Raw genomic sequence first — 18,274 nt, forward strand, 5'->3', positions numbered from 1 at the left:
TAATTATGAAAAAATTAGATTCAAAATCCATGGCAGAGAATAATGATCAAATAATAGACTCTCACTCTTTTGATTTTATCAAAGAGATAAAATGCATCATTGATGCAGGTAGAACTACGGCTTATGCAGCAGTGAATACGGCAATGATTACTACCTATTGGAATATAGGCAGGCGTATCGTGGAAGAAGAACAGCATGGAAAAGAGCGTGCCGAATATGGTAAGGAATTGATTAAAATGCTTGCTCAGGAACTGACACATGAGTATGGGAGTGGATTTTCCGATCGTTATCTACGGGCATTCCGACAGTTTTATATAATAGTCCCGAATTATGAGATTTGGAAATCACGATTTCCAAATCTTACCTGGACGCATATATACCAAACTCTTCGGGTCGGGGATGAGGCGGCTGTCCGCTGGTATCTGGAAAACGCATCGCAGCAAATGTGGAGCGTACGTACATTGAGCCGGAATATCTCGACACAATATTATGAGCGTCATTTTAAGCAGCCGATATTATCTGAAGAAAATATGAAAGCGGCTGTTCCGCAGAAAGAAGAAATCCTGAAAAGTCCGTTAGTGGCAGAGTTTCTCGGTTTTAAATCTGATGAAAGTTTTTCAGAGCGCAAGTTGGAATCTAGTATCATCACACATTTGCGAGACTTCCTAATGGAGCTTGGACGTGGTTTTGCCTTTGTTGCCCGACAGCAACATATTCGCACTGATGCCGAGGACTATTTCATTGATCTCGTATTCTATAATGTAGTACTGAAATGTTATGTGCTCGTGGACTTGAAAGTCGGAAAGATAACGCATCAAGACGTAGGGCAGATGGATATGTATGTACGTATGTATGACGAACTGAAACGAACGGAAGGTGATAATCCGACCATTGGAATTGTTCTCTGTTCGGAAACAGACGCAGACATTGCGCGCTATTCAATACTGAAAGGCAACGAGCAGATATTCGCGACTAAATACAAACTCTATCTCCCCACCGAAGAACAGTTGCGACGGGAGATAGAAAGACAAAAAGAACTTTATCTGTTGCAACATACACAAATAAAGGGGTGAATGGAAATGAAACCCACCGATGAATGCAAAATGAATGTAGGAATGGACAATCCTGCAGTGTAAAAAAAACTCCTTGTAGGGGGGGAGCGAATAAAGAAAGCCCGGCCGGAATAAACCAGTCGGGCTTTTTTTGCCTGTTTTTGCTCTTCGCAGAGGTAGAACAGAAGAACTTTATTTCATTACTTTAGTATTAATACTGATCGCTTGTTCGCCCTCGCGGGGTAATTATCAGGGGGCGGGTAAACCCCGCCCTGACGATGCGCGGTCAATTTAAATTTATTGATTATAAATAGTTACTTATTTTACAATTGCTTTAACAGCAGCTTCGCCTTCAATGGCTACTACAACTACACCTGCCGGAGCAGCAATTGTAGCTTCGTCTGAAGCGATTACTGTGTTAGCAACTGTCTGACCAAGTACGTTGCTGATAGCAACTTTCTTACCGGCTGCACCCTTAACGATTACGGCACCGTTTGTAGCGATAACCTTAACAGAAGAAGCAGCTTCGATAGATTCGTTAGCTACAGGAGCTTCAGACTGTTCTACGTTTACAACCAAAGCCTTGGCAGCATCGGCAGTGAAGCCTAAGAAGCCGTTCAGGTTGAACAGATACTCTCTGTCGTTTACGCTCTTGATTACGTATTCGCCTTCAGATTCTTTAGTCTGCTGTACGATATTGAACTTGAAGTTGTTCAGACCGCCCAGAGTTTCTTTAGTCTTGTTTACTGTTACAGCAGCATCTTTTCCGCCTACAGTTGTAGCCAATGTATCGGAAGCAACCAGCGTAGCAGCACGGAAGATAGCTTTTGCATATTCATTTTCACCGTCTTTCAACAGGTAATTTCTGTTGCCTTCAGCGCTTGCAGTACCATTGTTATAGTAGTCGGCAGAGTCTTTTGCATTGTACATGAAGTTACCTTTGTGAGAGATATAGAATGCAGGTACAATAGCGTCAGTGTCAGCAGTATCCAACTTGAAAGTCAGCTGTTCTGCGTTGTAAGCCGATTTCAGTGTGCTAACCGGAGCGATGATACCTTCATACAGAGTAGAATCCATAGCTACATAACCTCTATTGCTGGCGTTCAGTGCTACGTAGTTAGGTTCATGCTTCAAGCTCGGAGTCAGTTCTTCCGGTTCGATTGTCAGAGCATAGTCAGCAGTGTAATCGTAGAATACGGAAACACCGTTAGCATCGTTATCAACAGTTGCTTTAGTTCCATTGACAGAGAATGTCTTAACATTTTCGTCTGCAACAACATCGCGATATTCAGTATTACCATCTTTTACTTCGATCAACGAATAAGTGCCGTTCTTGTTCGCTTTGATCAAGAACAACTGAGCATCTGCTGCATCTTCGCATTCTTCTGTTTGCAAAGTGCTGGCAGGATCAGCATTAGTAGCATCAACATCCAAATAAGTTTTATCTACGCCATACTGTTTGAAGCTGAAAAGAGAAACTTTGATTGTATCACCGTTCAGTTTGTATTCTACTTTCTTGTCTGTTGCATTGTAGTATGCATAGTCGTTGTAAGCAACAAAAGGTTTTACTTCAGACTTAACGACAGTCCACAGATAAGTATCAGCTACGTCTTTGTGCATTGCTAAAGTAGGTGCAGTTGTACCTTTACCCAGATACAATTTGTCAGCAATCAGCGGATTGCTTGAAGTGGCAACGAACTTCATCAAACCTGAGTTATCCAGTTCGTCTGTCACGAAACCGGCTGTCGGGTTAACAGTTGCTTCTGTCAGTTCGATGGTTGTGCCGTCCAGATCAGCAGCAGTCGAAGATGTTTCATATTCTTTAGAATCCTTGTCTACCCAAGCATAACCGAATGTTTTATCAGCATTTTCAATCACCTCATACTGATTATCTTTACCTGCAATCTTAACCAACTGAACAGTAAATTTCTGGTCGGCCAAGTCTCTGTTCTGGAATGTGAAGCTGTTGGCATCCTTGTCAGCATCAACAATAATCCACTGGTTTTCCGGAGCATCCAGGTTTACGAAATCAGCACCCTGAGCGAAGAACACTTCCGTTTTACCGTTCACACCCAGATACTTGTTGTATTCAGATACAGTAGCATCTTTGTTACCTGCATTCTTGCTTAAGAACTTGATATTGAATACAGATGCTTTATCTGTAGATAACAGTTTGTCTATTGTTTGCAGGTTAGCAGCATCGATAGTACAAGTTGAAGTGTAGCTGTCGAAGTTTGCATTGCTTTCCAGTACGGTTGTTACATATTTACCCTGCTGGTCGTTCAAGGCTGCGATGATCAATTCACCGGCAATTGTTTTAACAGATTTTCCGTCTTTTGAAACGAAACTAGCGCCTGTCAATGACAATTGATAGTCTGTTGTATTGTTGTATTCCAACTCTACGCTGAAAGCGGCATTGTTGCTCAATACATATCCTTTCTTTATTGCCGTTAAATCAGGTGTAGTCAACAACATAGAACCCTTTACGTTCACAAAACCGAAACCTTCACCGGCATCTATGTTCAAATCATTAATCTTGTAGTTTGACTTCGGATCAGCAGCGATGAATGTACAGCTCTTGAAATCAGCTAAATTATCAATCACGTCCTTCTCATCCAATGACTTTGGCCAACTGGTTGCAAAGTAAACACCTTCTGTTGACCCAGTTACTTTCCTTGTGTCCACATTAAACGCTTTCAGCGCACCTGCAAACGGATTGTTTGTCGATTTGTCATACTTCAAAGTGAAAGCGCCTTTAGCTGCGTTGTTCAGGTTGGATGCAGTTACTGAGGTTGGGGCAATTGAATAAAGGATAAATTTACCGCCTCCATTTTTAGCATCAGAGAATGTTATGCTTTTGTCTGCTAGTTTTAAACCTCCGGTGGCTTCGGTTGCACCATTAATAGTAAAGACTGTCCCTAAACTATAAGGGGCTTTCATGTCATTAGCACATGCGAAATTAGAGAAAGTCCCGTTGATGTCAGAATAGTTAGTTAAAAGAGTTGCTTTATCACTTTGCAACGTCAATTTTTTACCTGTTCCTAAATTCTCGAAAGTGTAAGTGTAAGTATAGGCATCAGCTTTACCAGCCTTAGTTTGTGTCACTTTCCAGATGTAGTTCTTTTCTGTGTCTCCACTTTCAAAAACTACTCCCAAGTCATTATCTACACTCGCCAATGCTTTAGTGGCATTTGCGGTTATTTCAGCATCGGTAGCTCCTTTTGAAAATCCCATTACAATGTCATCGACTGAAGCATCGTTAGAATTATCCTCATCCTGCACTACAAAGTAGGTCCCATTTTTGAATACGGAAATAGGATTTCCCAACGGCAATTTTGTTTCGCCAGCCGCATTTGCTACACTTACCAACGAGCCACCCACCAGCAGCCCGAAGGTCAATAAAGTAGAAAACTTTTTGTTCATAATCTTAAAATTAATTGTTTATAAAATAGAGTAAAAAAACGTCTAACAATTAATTTTACGAAGGGGGGAACACCCCCGCGAATGATTATGAACGGGCATAAAAAAGGCGCGGGCGTGTCTATTATTTGCTCAGAGGCTCTAGCAAAGCCCGTACAACAATAATAGAACAACAGCTCGCGCCTATACGATATAATAACAATCCTCCCATAAAAATGGTGGATACACTTATACGTAATCAGCGCAAGCATTTACTGTCCATTATTCCGTTGTACTAAAAATTTGCTAGATTTCTGAACAAGAATAATCTTCGTAAAATGCTTGCAATATGTAATTGAAACCGCTTTATCGTGAGCCGCTGCCCACTACGGAATCGTTGCAAAGGTAAAGAGCTTTTCTGAATCAACAAGTAAAAAACCTCATATTTTTCCGAAATAGGTGTTTTATAGAACGAAACAACACGATTTATGCAACATATTCCCCTGTTTGGGCGATAAATAGGAATTATAATTTGTTGATTTCCTCTACGGATAAACCGGTGCAACATTTTCGGTGTTTATTCTAAACGTCCGGCGCACTTTTTATATATTTACCCTCATTTTGTTCCATATTAGCTCTCTTTTTACCCTTGTTTTGTGATTTTGCGGATATGGTTTGATGTAAACAAGTAACAGGTGAATGCAAAAACACTTGTTGCATTCACCTGTTCCCCGTTTGATTTATAAGATGTGTGGTTACTAAATGAACTCAATGAATGATATTCCCTTATAAACTTAATTTTGTTCGGATCGCTTTCGGGATTGCGTCCTTGTGTACCATTACATAAATGGTCTTGGCGCGGACGAAGCTTTCTGACATATTCAGATAACCACCGAACTTATTGCGGTCTGTGCCCCAGGAGTTTTTGGTGATGTAATATTTTGTACCGTTCTGGTCTTTGGCGATACCGGTCAGATGCATCAGATGGTCGTCGGTAGTGACGAATGCTTCGAAACCTTCTTGACGAATCTCAGGAGTTACTTTGATTTCGGGGTAAGGCTGCTCGAATTTATACACTTCTTCCAGACGTTCTTTCTCGTCCATCTTCTCGAAACGGGCACGGTCGGTATTGGAGAAGTCTTCCACCTTCTTTACTTCCGGGTTGATGGCTACGCCATTCTTGAAAGAGAAGCCTTTTTCGCTTACGTCACCGTCCCAACATACGGTGAAACCGTTGTTTAAGGCATAATCTACCGTTTCGATCATCTCGTCGAGCGGCAGGTTGTACATCAGGGAATGTTCCCAGTTGTCCGGTACTTCCACATCGAATTTTTTATAATAAGGATGATGGGTGAAACTTGTCAGTTCGATATAATCATCCATATTTAATCCTAATGATTCGGCAAACGACTTGGGAGTGTATTCTTTTCCTTTGTATGTGAATTTTGCCGGCAGTTCTCCCAGATAGGTATCGAACAGGTTCTTGATCAGTTTGTCGTATTCAGGACTACGTTTTTTGTTTTTTACGGCAACATCGGCAATAGCTTTCATATATTGAACCATTTCACCGTGGTTGTGGCGGTCGGAATCATAATTGATTCCTTTATAAACTTCTTCCGGAACGATACCGACCTGGCGGTAGGCGTTCATGAAAGTATGCGAAAGGCTACCCTGTCCGATATTCCCATCACCACGACGCAGGTAATTATCCTGTAACTGGTTCATGTATTTCTGGCGGACAATGAACATTTCGGACAGGTCGTATTCGCCTTTACCCATACGTAATAGCTCCGACTCCATGAATGAGGTAGTGGCGAAACACCAGCAAGTACCGGTAGCAGCCTGGTTCTTTACCGGGGTAGCCGGAACGGTCACCACTTCGGTAAACTGATAACCTTGTGCAAACGCGCTGAAAGTGGAAAGCAGCAAGGCACAAGAGATAAATAGTGCTTTCATAAGATATGATTTAATGATATGTATATAATTCAGTATTTAAAACCCTCTTGCGAACATCTTCCAGAACTCGTCTGCCATATCTTCCCAGCGCTGCATGGTTGCTCCGGCAAAGTCGGAAGTATAGCCGGTCAGGAAAGTATTGGCGGCTTCGCTGCCTTTTGCCTGCTGTATCTCTTGGTACTGGCTTTCGACAAAAGGTAATTCCCGCTGTCCTTTCTCCTCGAAATGGGTGATGGCTGCCTGCATTTTCTCTTTTGTCAGTCCCCAGCGGACAGTTGCCAGTTTGTTGGCTTCACGGAACGACCAGATGGCTGCATCTTTCCGGTGACGGTGCTGCCCGCAGATACCGAAGCTGGGCGGAAGTGCGGTGGTTCCGGAGAAAATAGGAATACGGGGACTCTGTCCCGGATTATCGAAAGATAACCAGGCAACACCACCTACAGCATCAGGTAGCCAGCTGCGCAACTGGATCACATGCGAATAAGAACATTGCGGAACAGCTACCAGGCGGTTACGGTCCACAGTACCGTCTTTGACACCGTTCAGCATATTGATCATGTCTGTCGTCATCCAGGGATTGGCTGCCGGACTTGTTATCGTGTCTTTCTCCGTACTGTCTTTCTTTTTGGCGAGGATTTTCAGATTCTTCGTCGTATTCCAGTCCGTCCCTTCGTAGGTAGCACGCAAAAGCGCCATTACATCGGTGGCGGCAACCGGTTTATCCGGCTTGACGCTCAACGGAAGCTCTTCCGAATCGTAAGCCAGTTTCAGGGAAGGAGCCAGGCTGTTCAGGATAAAGAACTCACGCAGGCTGAAAGATTTCGGTTCGCCGAAATAATTTCCGCCACTGTAAGCCTTCCAGAAGCGGAACGGCTCTTTTCCATCCCATAATTCCATCTTTTTAGCGACTTCGAACACGTTATCCGAAGCCATATAATTGTCTTTATCCTTTAAATCGAGCGTGGAGATGCGGGAAATATTCGCCGAAACGCTGACATGGTCGTCCGGTATACGAACTGCAGCCCACACACCGCCGATCTTGTCGGGGCCTTCTCCGAATATCTCGAATATCCACACTTCGTTCGGGTCGGCGATGGTCAGACATTCGCCGGAATCACCGTAACCGTATTCTTTCACCAGTTTACCCATCAGGCGGATGGCGTCGCGGGCTGTCGAACAACGTTGCAGGACGATCTTTTCCAGTTCTTCGATCATGAACATACCGTTCTTGTTTACCAGCTCTTTCCGTCCGGAAATCGTGGTTTCACCGATACCCAGCTGCTTTTCGTTCAGACAAGGGTAAGAGGTATTCAGGAACTGATAGGTGGAGCGTGCCTGGGGAATATTCCCTTTCAGTTCCACATTTGTCAGGTCATTCGGATATTCGGTGTGCATCCGTCCGTTGTAGATGGCAACGGTTGTGTCGCGGTCGTAAGTGGCTGCCGGGACGATTTCCATCCAGGTGCGGTAGTTTCCGTCACAGGTGTGGCTCGTCATGACCGAACCGTCCGTCGACGCTTTTTTGCCGACCATAATACTTGTACAGCTCTCCGGTGTATTGACCGGCCGGGCATATTCTATTTCCTGCGCAGTGGTGATGAGACAGTGGCAGATAAGTGTAAGAATAAGGATAAACAATCTGTTCATGTGTTTGTCATTTGATTTAGTGCCTAAAGATACAAACTGTATCGGAATAAATCCATATATTTGCCCAAATCTAAGATGTGTACGATAACATAACAATTATAATCCATGAGAAAACTATTTTCTATCGTCGCATTGCTGGTATTCCTGACCTTACCGGCATTGGCTCAGCTTACCTTGTTTCCCACTCCCGCGAAGGTGTCGGGGGGAAAAGGTTCCTTTACAGTAGGTATTGCATCCCTGGTAACCGGAAACGGAGGATATGCCGATCAACTGGCTAAAAAACTTCCGTCCGAACTGAAAGGACTGGGATTGTCGGGCACTCCTTCACAGGGAACGATTCGCCTGGTACTGGATGAGAAACTGCGTATGCCGGACGAGGCGTATGCATTGACTGTTACTCCCGAGTCGGTTTTATTGGAAGCCTCTTCCGAATCCGGCCTGTTTTATGCGAAAGAAGCTTTGAAACAACTGGCACGTTTCGGCAAAGGAACAGTGCGGGCTTGTAAGATCACCGATCAGCCGCGTTATGGCTGGCGGGGTTTCATGCTGGACGAAAGCCGCCATTTCTTCGGAAAAGAGAAGGTGAAACAGTATCTGGATATCATGGCTTCCCTTCGTATGAACGTCTTTCACTGGCATCTGACCGACGAGCCGGGCTGGCGTATCGAGATCAAGAAATATCCGAAACTGACCTCTGTCGGTGCTATCGGCAACTGGCATGATCCGAAAGCTCCCGCTACATTCTATACGCAGGAAGAGATTAAGGAAATCGTAGCCTATGCGGCAGAACGTCATATTATGGTCGTTCCCGAATTTGATATGCCCGGACATGCGACTGCTGTCAGCCGTTCCTATCCGGAATTATCCGGTGGCGGTGAAGGCAAATGGGATGGTTTCACCTTCCATCCCTGCAAGGAAACGACTTACCGGTTCATCAGCGATGTGCTCGATGAAATCGTTTCTTTATTTCCTTCTCCTTATATTCATATCGGTGGAGATGAGGTCCATTACGGCAATCAGAGCTGGTTTACCGATCCGGAAATCCAGCAATTCATCAAGGATAAGAAGTTACAGAATGAAACGGGGCTGGAACATTATTTCGTGAACCGTGCCGCTGATATCGTAGCTTCCAAAGGAAAGACGATGATCGGTTGGGACGAAATCATCGATGCCGGTGTTTCTCCGGGCAAGGCAGTGGTTATGTGGTGGCGTCATGATCGCAAACATCAGCTGGTAAAGGCTCTTGAGAATGGCTACCAGGTGATTATGACTCCGCGCCGTCCGTTCTATGCGGATTTCGTTCAATACGGAGAACACAATGTCGGTCGTCTGTGGAATGGTTATAATACGATCGAAGATGTGTACCGTTTCCCCGAACCTATTATCCATCTGACAAAAGATTATGAAGACCAGGTGATGGGTTTGCAGTTCTCTTTGTGGACGGAACGTGTGGCGGATACGAAACGTCTGGATTTTATGACTTTCCCGCGCTTGGTTGCTGTGGCGGAAGACGGTTGGACACCTGCCAAAGAAAAGGAATGCAGTCTGTTCATGAAGAAATTACCGTATTTCCTGGATTACCTGAAGACATTAGGTATCTATTACTTCGATCCGTTCAATCCGGCATCTACTCCCGAACCGGATGCTCCGGCTAAAGAAGATGTATTGCAGAATGGTTGATGTGAAATAAAAAAAGGGCGGAATCGATAACGGTTCCGCCCTTTTTGATTGATATATAAAAGGTTAATATTTCTTCTTACGTGCGTTACGGTCTGAAGTTTCGCGTCTCCAGGGTTTCTCGCTGTTACGTCTGTCGGTAGTGCTGCCGCTGAAACCACCATCACGTCTGCCTTTGTAGCCTCCGCCACCTTTGTAACCGCCTCTTGAACCACTGCCTCCGCCGCGTGTGTTACCTCCGCCACGGCTGAAGCCGCCACGACCGCCTCTGCTGCCACCGCCTTCGCCTTTACCCTGGGCAGGTTCTACGGAAATACGTTTGCCGTCAACTTCGAAACCGTTCATGCTGTCCATGACACGCTGTGCTTCGCCTTCTTCTACTTCGAAGAATGAGAAGTTGTCGCGCAGGTCGATCTTACCGATGCGAACCTTGCCCGGAACACATTTGTTGACCAGTTCGATCAGCTGGTTCGGATATAGACCGTCTGTTTTACCGAAGTTGAGGAAGAAGCGTGAGAAACCTTCTTCAGCCGCATGGCTGCGACGTTCTCCGCGCTCTCCACGTTCACTGCGGGCTGCACGTTCGTCTACTTCCTGAATTTCGTCAGCATCTTTATAATAGTCGATCATACGGTTAAATTCCAGCGAAACAACACGTTTGATGATGTCTTCCTTGTCCAGCCATTCCAGTTTACGGTAAATCTGCGGCATCAGTGTGGCAATCTCTTCTTCGTCTACCTTTACTTTTTCGATCTGGTCTACGAGGTTGAAAAGCTGCTTTTCACAGATATCGTGTCCGCTGGGCATTTCACCCTTCTCGAATTTCTTCTTGATGATATTCTCGATCAAGCGGATTTTTCCTTTTTCCTTTACGTGGCAGATAGAGATGGAAATCCCCGTCTTTCCGGCACGTCCCGTACGTCCGCGGCGATGGGTATACGATTCTACCTCATCGGGCAGACCGTAGTTGATCACGTGCGTCAGGTCGTCCACGTCCAGTCCGCGGGCAGCTACGTCGGTAGCAACTAACAGCTGGATATTTTTTACGCGGAATTTCTGCATCACGTAGTCACGCTGTGCCTGGCTCAGTTCGCCGTGCAGCGAGTCTGCATTGTAGCCGTCCTGTATCAGTTTGTCGGCAATCTCCTGCGTTTCTTTACGGGTACGGCAGAAAACGATACCGTAGATATTCGGATAATAGTCGGCAATACGTTTCAGTGCCAGGTATTTGTCCTGCGCACGAACCATATAATAAATATCCTTGATATTCTTGTTACCTTCGTTCTTGTTCCCGATAACGATTTCTTTCGGGTTCTTCATGTACTTCTTCATGATGCTGGCAATGCCCTGCGGCATGGTAGCGGAGAAAAGTAACATGTTACGAGCGGGCGGTACTTCAGCCAGGATCGCGTTGATACTGTCGGTGAAACCCATGTTCAGCATTTCGTCCGCTTCGTCGAGGATCACGTTCTTTACCGTACTCAGATCGACTGTCTTACGGTTCATCAAGTCCAACAGACGGCCCGGTGTAGCGACTACTACGTGTACACCGCGTTTCAGTGTCTTGATCTGACTTTCAATGCTCGAACCTCCGTATACCGGCAGCACCTTCAGGTTGTCGATATATTTGGAGTAATCATTCAGGTCGTCTGCAATTTGCAGGCAAAGTTCCCTGGTGGGACAAAGTATGAGTGCTTGAGGCTGATATCTTGTCACATCGATCTTCTGCAGGATGGGCAGCCCGAAAGCGGCTGTTTTTCCTGTTCCTGTTTGTGCCAATGCAATTACGTCGTTGTCTTCTCCCAGTAAGAAAGGAATCACTTCTTCCTGTACCGGCATGGGCGATTCGTAACCCATTTCCTGGATTGCCTTCAATATGGGGGCGGCAACTCCTAATTCTTCAAATGTTTTCAAAATGTGATATGTGTATATATAATAAATTCAGAGGGTACAAAGGTAGATAAATAATTCGGATTCACATTAATATAACAAAATATCTTTTAACGCGTTCCGTTTCTTTTCTGTCAGTCCTAAGCCTTTTGACAGATATTTGTCTACCGAGCCGTAATCTTTCCGGATCCGTTTCAGAACCAGGTCGATCAACCCTTCGTTGACAGTGACCAGCGTGGTGATCGTTTCCTGTGCATTCGTGCTCAGGTCGCGCGCCATATAGGCCAGGTGTCCGATATTGATGTTTTCATTGGAAGCCATGTAATCTCTTACAATAGTTTCTTCCGGTATGCCGAGGGCAAACAACAGCATGGCTGTCAGATAACCTGTACGGTCTTTTCCCATCGAGCAGTTGATCAGGATCGGATAGTTATCCTCTTCTAGAAAAACATCGAGCGCTTTGGCAAACTGTTCGCTGTAATCGGTCACGTATTGCAGATAGGTATCCTGCATGAACAGGAGTCCGTCTCCTTTGCGCATCCGGTCTTCCTGTATCCGGGCGACTACATTGTCCATATTCTTGATCGGAATAGGGATATGTATAATATTTGCATTGGAATAACGTAGCGGACTAACTGCCAGTTCATCATTCCCGCGCAGGTCTATAACTGTTTTGATATGCAGATTGTTCAGGCGGATCGAATCCCATTCGCTCAGCGAACTGAGTTGTCCGGAGCGGAATACCTTTCCCCAGCGGGTGGTCTGATGGTTATGGGAAGTGCCGTAGCCCCCGATTTCACGTACGTTCTGTATGCTGTCCATGGCTACGGAGCGGGCTCCGAGCGTCTTAAAATATTTATCGTTGAAAGACAACAAAAAATATTTACGCGACATGTTGTCGTTGGTGATATAAGTCGTCACGCCGTCTTTGATGTTGGCGTATCCTGCGGGCAGGGATTTGTTGAATGTTTCGGGATTGTCGGAAACATACATTTTAAGTATACCTTCTATTTGTGGTTCCGTCTCCCATTTCAGGATATAATTACCTATATCATCGCGCAGACATATCGCCCGTATTTCAGGATTGTTGGAAGAACAACCCGTGAATAGTGCAACACAAGCAAACAGAGAGAAAATCTTTACTAACATTGTTTTTCTAGCATACATACATCACAAAGATAATAAATCCTGTTCTTTATCGTACGGGAGTTAATGATATTTAAGACTACTTGCGATATGAAGCCGCAAATTCTTTAGAAATGTAATTATCATAGCTTTGGCATACCTCAGATGCCAGATCCATGCCGCAACGGATGATCTTTTCCCATGTCTCTTTGCTTAAGGTAGGAAGATCATGATATCCGATATTGTATTTAAGCAGTCCGTAAATGATGCCGGCATTGAAATTGTCGCCGGCCCCAATGGTGCTGACGGGATCGATCGGGTCCGTATCGAAATGTTCGGATAATTTATTTGTGTATAGATTGACTCCGTTTGCTCCGTGTGTGGAGATGAACCGTTCGCAATAGAACTTGATATGATCGGAATAGACCCTGTTTACGTCTGTCTTTCCAAAGATATTGAGAAAATCTTCGTCCGATCCGCGTACGATATCTGCATATTCCAGGTTCTCCAGGATCGTGGGAGTGAGGTATATCGCCTCATGTGCATGTGCTTTCCGGAAATTAGGGTCATAATAGATGATCGCTTTCCGTTCTTTGGCATACTCCAGGAACTCGACCATTCGTTCCCGCAAGGCTGGGTTCAGTGAATAATAGGAACCGAATATGAGGATATCGTCCTGATTGATGACCGGCATCGGTACTTCCAACCGTTGTTTGGGGTAATCTTTATAAAAGATGTAATTGGCATTGTTCTCATTGTCGAGGAAAGCCAGCGATATGGGACTTTTCCCATCGGGGAAACGGTCTACCAGTTCCGTGGAAATATGATTCTCTTCCATGAATTTGCGGATAATATCGCCTACGCGGTCGTTTCCAACCTCGCTGATGAAAGAAACCGGAACGTCCAGACGGCCGAGCGACACCAATCCGTTGAATACTGATCCGCCCGGTACGGCTGCATGGGGCTGGTTGTCCTTAAAGATGATGTCGAGAATGGTTTCTCCGATGCCAATAACTTTTCTCATATATAAATGGTCTGTTTATAATCTATTCGTTCTTGCTCTGCTCGCGGCTTTTTGATCCGAGATAACCGCCATGATGCCGTTTGGCATAGTCTTTATTGTTGAAATTGATCCTTTTCATCGTACCGACAACCAGGATATCTCCGATAACGGTCATCACCGTAGTGGATGTAGTCGGTGTGAGACCGAGCGGACAGACCTCGTTCGGTGCTCCGGTAAGCAGGCATACATCAGCATCTTTAGCCAATGAGCTTTCCGAATTGCTGGTGATAACGATAAATTTCATATCGGGCACCAGTCCGCGTGTCAGGTCGACCAGTTCCAGCAGTTCACGGGTCTTTCCGGAATTGGAGATCAGGAGCATGATATCGTTGTCACGTACGATACCCAGGTCGCCGTGTTGTGCTTCGCTGGGATGCAGGAAGAAAGCAGGCGTTCCGGTAGAACTGAATGTGGTAGCAATATTCATCGCGATCTGACCGGCTTTCCCCATTCCGCTGGTGATCAGCTTTCCGCCGAGTTCATGGACATATTTGACAATAAGAGTTACTGCATCTTCATAGCCGGAGGTTACCGGGATATTCAGGACTGCTTCAGCTTCCTGTTGCAGGATGCTCGCGATTACTTCGTGTGACATAGCTACTTTATTATTTATACAATTATCTCTAACAGTTTGCAAAAATACTATTTTAATCGGTTGGTTAGATAGGTATTCCTATTAATATATTGTTTTCCTGGTCTTCTCCCATCCAACACCCGGTATAGAAATCTAAAATACGGGTAGGGTAATTATATTTTGATAGTTGGAGATTCTATTTTTCTCCCATACAAAGTATCGTTTTATTGTTATCGAATGAAAGAAGCATAATTATCAAATGAAAAGAACACATATATGCTTTATTCGTTTGATATATGTCAAACGAATGAATGATCGAATGGAAATATTATACAGAGGCAGTGTTTTTGGAAAAGGTTTATGGGACATTTAAATGGCGGACCTAATCGTTTACTGGTGAAGAGGTGGTGAAGGAAAAATTTTACAGGAATGGCGGCTGGAAGTCATTAGGGGAAGAAACTCTCTGAAAATTATTGGCTGACATGTGATAATGTTCCGGAAAATTCATTACTTTTACTTCATAACCATGCTTGTGGAAAAGAAGGGAGGATTTTTACTTATGAAAATGACTGTCAGGTTTGGTGAATTACAGAAATATCGTCTTATTGATAGGACGGAAGATTAAATGCTTTATGATATGAGAAATAATTTGACAAGGTGGAATCTGACTCTTTCAATGATTGCTTGGGGAGTGATTATGATCATAGAGTTGGTCATTATGATTATAGCTGCTAATAATTTGCTAGAGGATCCATTCTCTAAAGGTGATATGGCATTTATAGGATCAGGTCTGTGTGTATGTTTGTCAGGATATATCTCTTTGAGAAGAGAATGGGGTAAAAAGAAGTTTTGATAAACAGATAGGGATATTTTTTGTTGAGGGTTAGAGTACGAAGAAATAATACTTATCAATATAAATCTATCCTAAATCCTTGATCTTTGTCTGAAATTTGAAAAATCTGACTCAGGTGATTAACCAAAGCGGGTATTTTGTTTTACCTTTGTGCGTTTGTAACGTAAAAAGAAAACAATGCATTACTTCTCACATATTTTACCCAATGGTCTTCGTATGGTACACTTGCCGATGGAATCACCGGTTTCGTACTGTGGTTTTGCGGTGAATGCCGGAACGCGTGATGAAGAGGCGAACGAGTTTGGCCTGGCACATTTCGTGGAGCACATGATGTTTAAAGGTACAGAAAAACGGAAAGCATGGCATATACTGAACCGGATGGAGAATGTTGGCGGCGAGTTGAATGCCTATACGACCAAAGAAGAGACTTTTGTTTATTCCATCTTCATGGAAGAGCACTATCAGCGTGCCCTGGAATTGTTGACTGACCTAATCTTCCATTCTCAATTTCCGCAGCAGGAAATAGAGAAAGAAGTGGATGTCATTCTGGATGAAATCAATTCGTATGAGGATAGTCCATCTGAACTTATCTTCGATGAATTCGAGAATTTACTTTATGACGGGCACGCTTTGGGACATAATATCTTGGGGGATGAAGCCTCTCTTCTGACATTTAACTCTGAGTCTGGTCGTTCTTTCATGCGTCGTTTTTATGCACCGGAGAATATGGTATTCTTTTCGATGGGGCGGATTGATTTCAATAAGATCGTGAAGATGGCCGAAGGTTTTTTGTCGGATATTGCTTTTCCGGTAGCTCCGCGTAACCGTATTGTTCCCAGTGCAATTGAACCTTGTGTTAGGAAGGTTCATAAGGATACACATCAGGCACATGTATTGATTGGTAGCCGTGCTTATAGCATGCATGATGAAAAACGAATACCTTTGTTCCTGCTTAATAATATGTTGGGCGGACCGGGTATGAACAACCGTTTGAATGTCTCGCTTCGGGAAAAGCACGGGTTGGTCTATAATGTCGAATCGAATGTCACTTCTTATACGGATACCGGATTGGCCAGTATTTATTTCGGAACAGACCCGAAAAATATGGAGAAAGCTTTACGCCTGGTTTATAAAGAGCTGGATAAATTGCGGGATAATAGTTTATCCGCAACGCAGCTGGCAGCAGCCAAGAAACAGGTGATCGGGCAGTTAGGTGTTTCCGGTGATAATAAGGAAGGGCTTTTCCTGGGATTGGGGAAGAGCTTCCTGCATTATAACCGTTATGACACGCTTCCGGAGGTTTTTGCCCGTATTGAAGCCCTTACCATAAAAGATATTCAGGAAGTAGCAAACGAGGTTTTTGCTCCGGAACGGTTGTTTAGTTTGATTTATCAATAACAGTTTTCGGGCTATTTAATATTTTCATCATACATTTTGTATCATACAAAATGTATGATGCTTTTACCAACATTCTGCTTTGTCGGTAAGTTCCGGGATACTGTTTTTATCGAAAACAGGACTTATTATTCCTTTTTGCTTCTGGGCAATATAATCTTTCAGTAAAAGGAATGCCTGGCGACTGAGCAGGGAGATGGCAATCAGGTTGCAAATGGTCATCAGTCCCATGGTTATATCAGCCAGGCTCCATGCCAGGTCAAGGCTTGCCAATGCACCGAACATCACCATTCCACCGACTAACAGGCGGTATGTAAACAATACGCTCCTCTTTTGGGTAACAAACCGTATGTTTGCTTCGCCATAATAATAGTTACCGATGATACTGCTGAAAGCAAACAACAGAATTGCTATGGCGACAAAGATACTTCCCACGCTTCCTACTTCATTGGTTAGTGCATGTTGCGTAAGCTGTACGCCGTTAACTGACCCGTCGAGCGGTGCACCACTAAAAAGAATAATGAAAGCTGTACAGGTACATATAATCAATGTATCGGTGAAAACGCCTAGTGTCTGGATCAAACCTTGTTTTACCGGGTGAGAAACATCAGCCGTGGCGGCTACATTCGGAGCGGAACCCATACCGGCCTCATTGCTGAACAATCCTCGCTTGATACCTTGCATCAGAGCTGCGCCGATGCTGCCGCCAATGGCTTGTTCCCATCCGAAGGCATTATTAATGATCAACTCCAATACGGCAGGAAGTTTCCCGATATTGAAAAGTACGATGCCCAATGCCAGTGCTACATATCCGAGAGCCATGACCGGAACAATGATACTACTTACTTTGGCGATCCGCTGAATGCCTCCGAAAATGATCAGAATGGTCAATACGGTCAATATCCCGCCAATAATCCTGTGATCGAATCCGAATGCCCCTTCCCACGCAGCACAAATCGTATTACTTTGTACGGAATTGAAAGCAAAACCGAAGGTAATAGAGATCAATACGGCAAAAAATACTCCCATCCACCGTAATCCAAGTCCACGTTCCATGTAATAGGCAGGACCTCCGATAAAAGAGTCTTTCCCTCTTCTTTTATATAATTGCGCCAATGTGGATTCTACAAAGGCACTGGAAGCTCCCAGCAGAGCAATTATCCACATCCAGAATACGGCACCCGGACCACCGACTGCGATGGCAGTAGCTACTCCGGCCAGATTACCCGTCCCTACGCGACTGGCTAATGATACGGCAAAAGCCTGAAAGGAGGAGATATGTTTTTCACCGTTTTTAGTTTTTTCGGTGGAGTCGCCAAGCAATTTTATCATTTCTTTAATCATACGGAACTGTACGAAGCGGGTTTTGAAGGTAAACCATATCGCACAACCCAATAGCATGATTATTAATATATAAGACCATAAAACATCGTTGATGGCGCTGATCCAGGAGTTTAATATATCCATGTGTTTTGTTCGTTTTGTTTCAAAGATACAGGTTTTCTTGAATTTTCGTGTGGGATATGTTTATAAACGAAAAAACGAGATTTGGGCTCTCTGCCGAGTTTTTATTTTTTTGCTTCTTCTGTGTAACCTTTTTTCGAGTTGCTTCGTCTTACTAACAGAAACAAACAAGAAAGCGG

At 44.2% G+C, this 18,274-nt stretch carries 12 protein-coding genes; 4 read left to right on the top strand and 8 right to left on the bottom strand.

The window, feature by feature from the left end; all coding sequences use genetic code 11:
- Positions 1-5: 5 nt before the first annotated feature.
- Positions 6-1,073, top strand: coding sequence for a PDDEXK nuclease domain-containing protein (locus P3L47_RS06670; protein ID WP_277783092.1), 1,068 nt, complete (start codon positions 6-8; stop codon positions 1,071-1,073).
- 297 nt (positions 1,074-1,370) lie between these two features.
- On the opposite strand, the gene P3L47_RS06675 is transcribed toward P3L47_RS06670, so the two are convergent.
- The 3 genes from P3L47_RS06675 to P3L47_RS06685 all read right to left on the bottom strand — a co-directional run bounded on the left by P3L47_RS06675 (position 1,371) and on the right by P3L47_RS06685 (position 8,054).
- Positions 1,371-4,475 (bottom strand): DUF6383 domain-containing protein, encoded by a 3,105-nt coding sequence (locus tag P3L47_RS06675; protein WP_277783093.1) that lies wholly within the window; start codon positions 4,473-4,475, stop codon positions 1,371-1,373.
- A gap of 762 nt (positions 4,476-5,237) precedes the next feature.
- A complete protein-coding gene (locus P3L47_RS06680; RefSeq protein ID WP_277783094.1) occupies positions 5,238-6,407 on the bottom strand; it encodes a C1 family peptidase in 1,170 nt (389 codons plus the stop codon).
- Between the two features lie 36 nt (positions 6,408-6,443).
- Positions 6,444-8,054, bottom strand: coding sequence for a dipeptidase (locus tag P3L47_RS06685; protein WP_277783095.1), 1,611 nt, complete (start codon positions 8,052-8,054; stop codon positions 6,444-6,446).
- Positions 8,055-8,159: 105 nt separating this feature from the next.
- Here P3L47_RS06685 and P3L47_RS06690 point away from each other — a divergent pair, with 105 nt between their 5' ends.
- Positions 8,160-9,734 (top strand): beta-N-acetylhexosaminidase, encoded by a 1,575-nt coding sequence (locus P3L47_RS06690; protein ID WP_277783096.1) that lies wholly within the window; start codon positions 8,160-8,162, stop codon positions 9,732-9,734.
- A gap of 63 nt (positions 9,735-9,797) precedes the next feature.
- Here the strand turns inward: P3L47_RS06690 and P3L47_RS06695 are convergent, their stop codons facing one another.
- The 4 genes from P3L47_RS06695 to P3L47_RS06710 all read right to left on the bottom strand — a co-directional run bounded on the left by P3L47_RS06695 (position 9,798) and on the right by P3L47_RS06710 (position 14,404).
- On the bottom strand, positions 9,798-11,588 hold the full coding sequence (locus tag P3L47_RS06695) for a DEAD/DEAH box helicase (protein WP_122362073.1): 1,791 nt from the start codon (positions 11,586-11,588) through the stop codon (positions 9,798-9,800).
- A 123-nt stretch (positions 11,589-11,711) separates the two neighbouring features.
- On the bottom strand, positions 11,712-12,770 hold the full coding sequence (locus P3L47_RS06700) for a tyrosine-protein phosphatase (protein ID WP_122361927.1): 1,059 nt from the start codon (positions 12,768-12,770) through the stop codon (positions 11,712-11,714).
- A gap of 76 nt (positions 12,771-12,846) precedes the next feature.
- On the bottom strand, positions 12,847-13,770 hold the full coding sequence (locus tag P3L47_RS06705; protein WP_122361925.1) for a carbohydrate kinase family protein: 924 nt from the start codon (positions 13,768-13,770) through the stop codon (positions 12,847-12,849).
- 22 nt (positions 13,771-13,792) lie between these two features.
- A complete protein-coding gene (locus P3L47_RS06710; RefSeq protein ID WP_277783097.1) occupies positions 13,793-14,404 on the bottom strand; it encodes an SIS domain-containing protein in 612 nt (203 codons plus the stop codon).
- Between the two features lie 616 nt (positions 14,405-15,020).
- Between P3L47_RS06710 and P3L47_RS06715 the strand changes: the two genes are divergently transcribed.
- Both P3L47_RS06715 and P3L47_RS06720 read left to right on the top strand, forming a co-directional pair.
- On the top strand, positions 15,021-15,236 hold the full coding sequence (locus P3L47_RS06715) for a hypothetical protein (RefSeq protein WP_277783098.1): 216 nt from the start codon (positions 15,021-15,023) through the stop codon (positions 15,234-15,236).
- 177 nt (positions 15,237-15,413) lie between these two features.
- Complete coding sequence (locus tag P3L47_RS06720; RefSeq protein ID WP_129730655.1) at positions 15,414-16,634, top strand: M16 family metallopeptidase; 1,221 nt, start codon at positions 15,414-15,416, stop codon at positions 16,632-16,634.
- Positions 16,635-16,697: 63 nt separating this feature from the next.
- Here P3L47_RS06720 and P3L47_RS06725 read toward each other — a convergent pair whose 3' ends face one another.
- Complete coding sequence (locus tag P3L47_RS06725; RefSeq protein WP_129730653.1) at positions 16,698-18,098, bottom strand: alanine/glycine:cation symporter family protein; 1,401 nt, start codon at positions 18,096-18,098, stop codon at positions 16,698-16,700.
- Positions 18,099-18,274 lie beyond the last annotated feature (176 nt).

It is taken from the genome of Parabacteroides chongii (assembly GCF_029581355.1).
Taxonomy (GTDB): Bacteria; Bacteroidota; Bacteroidia; order Bacteroidales; family Tannerellaceae; genus Parabacteroides; species Parabacteroides chongii.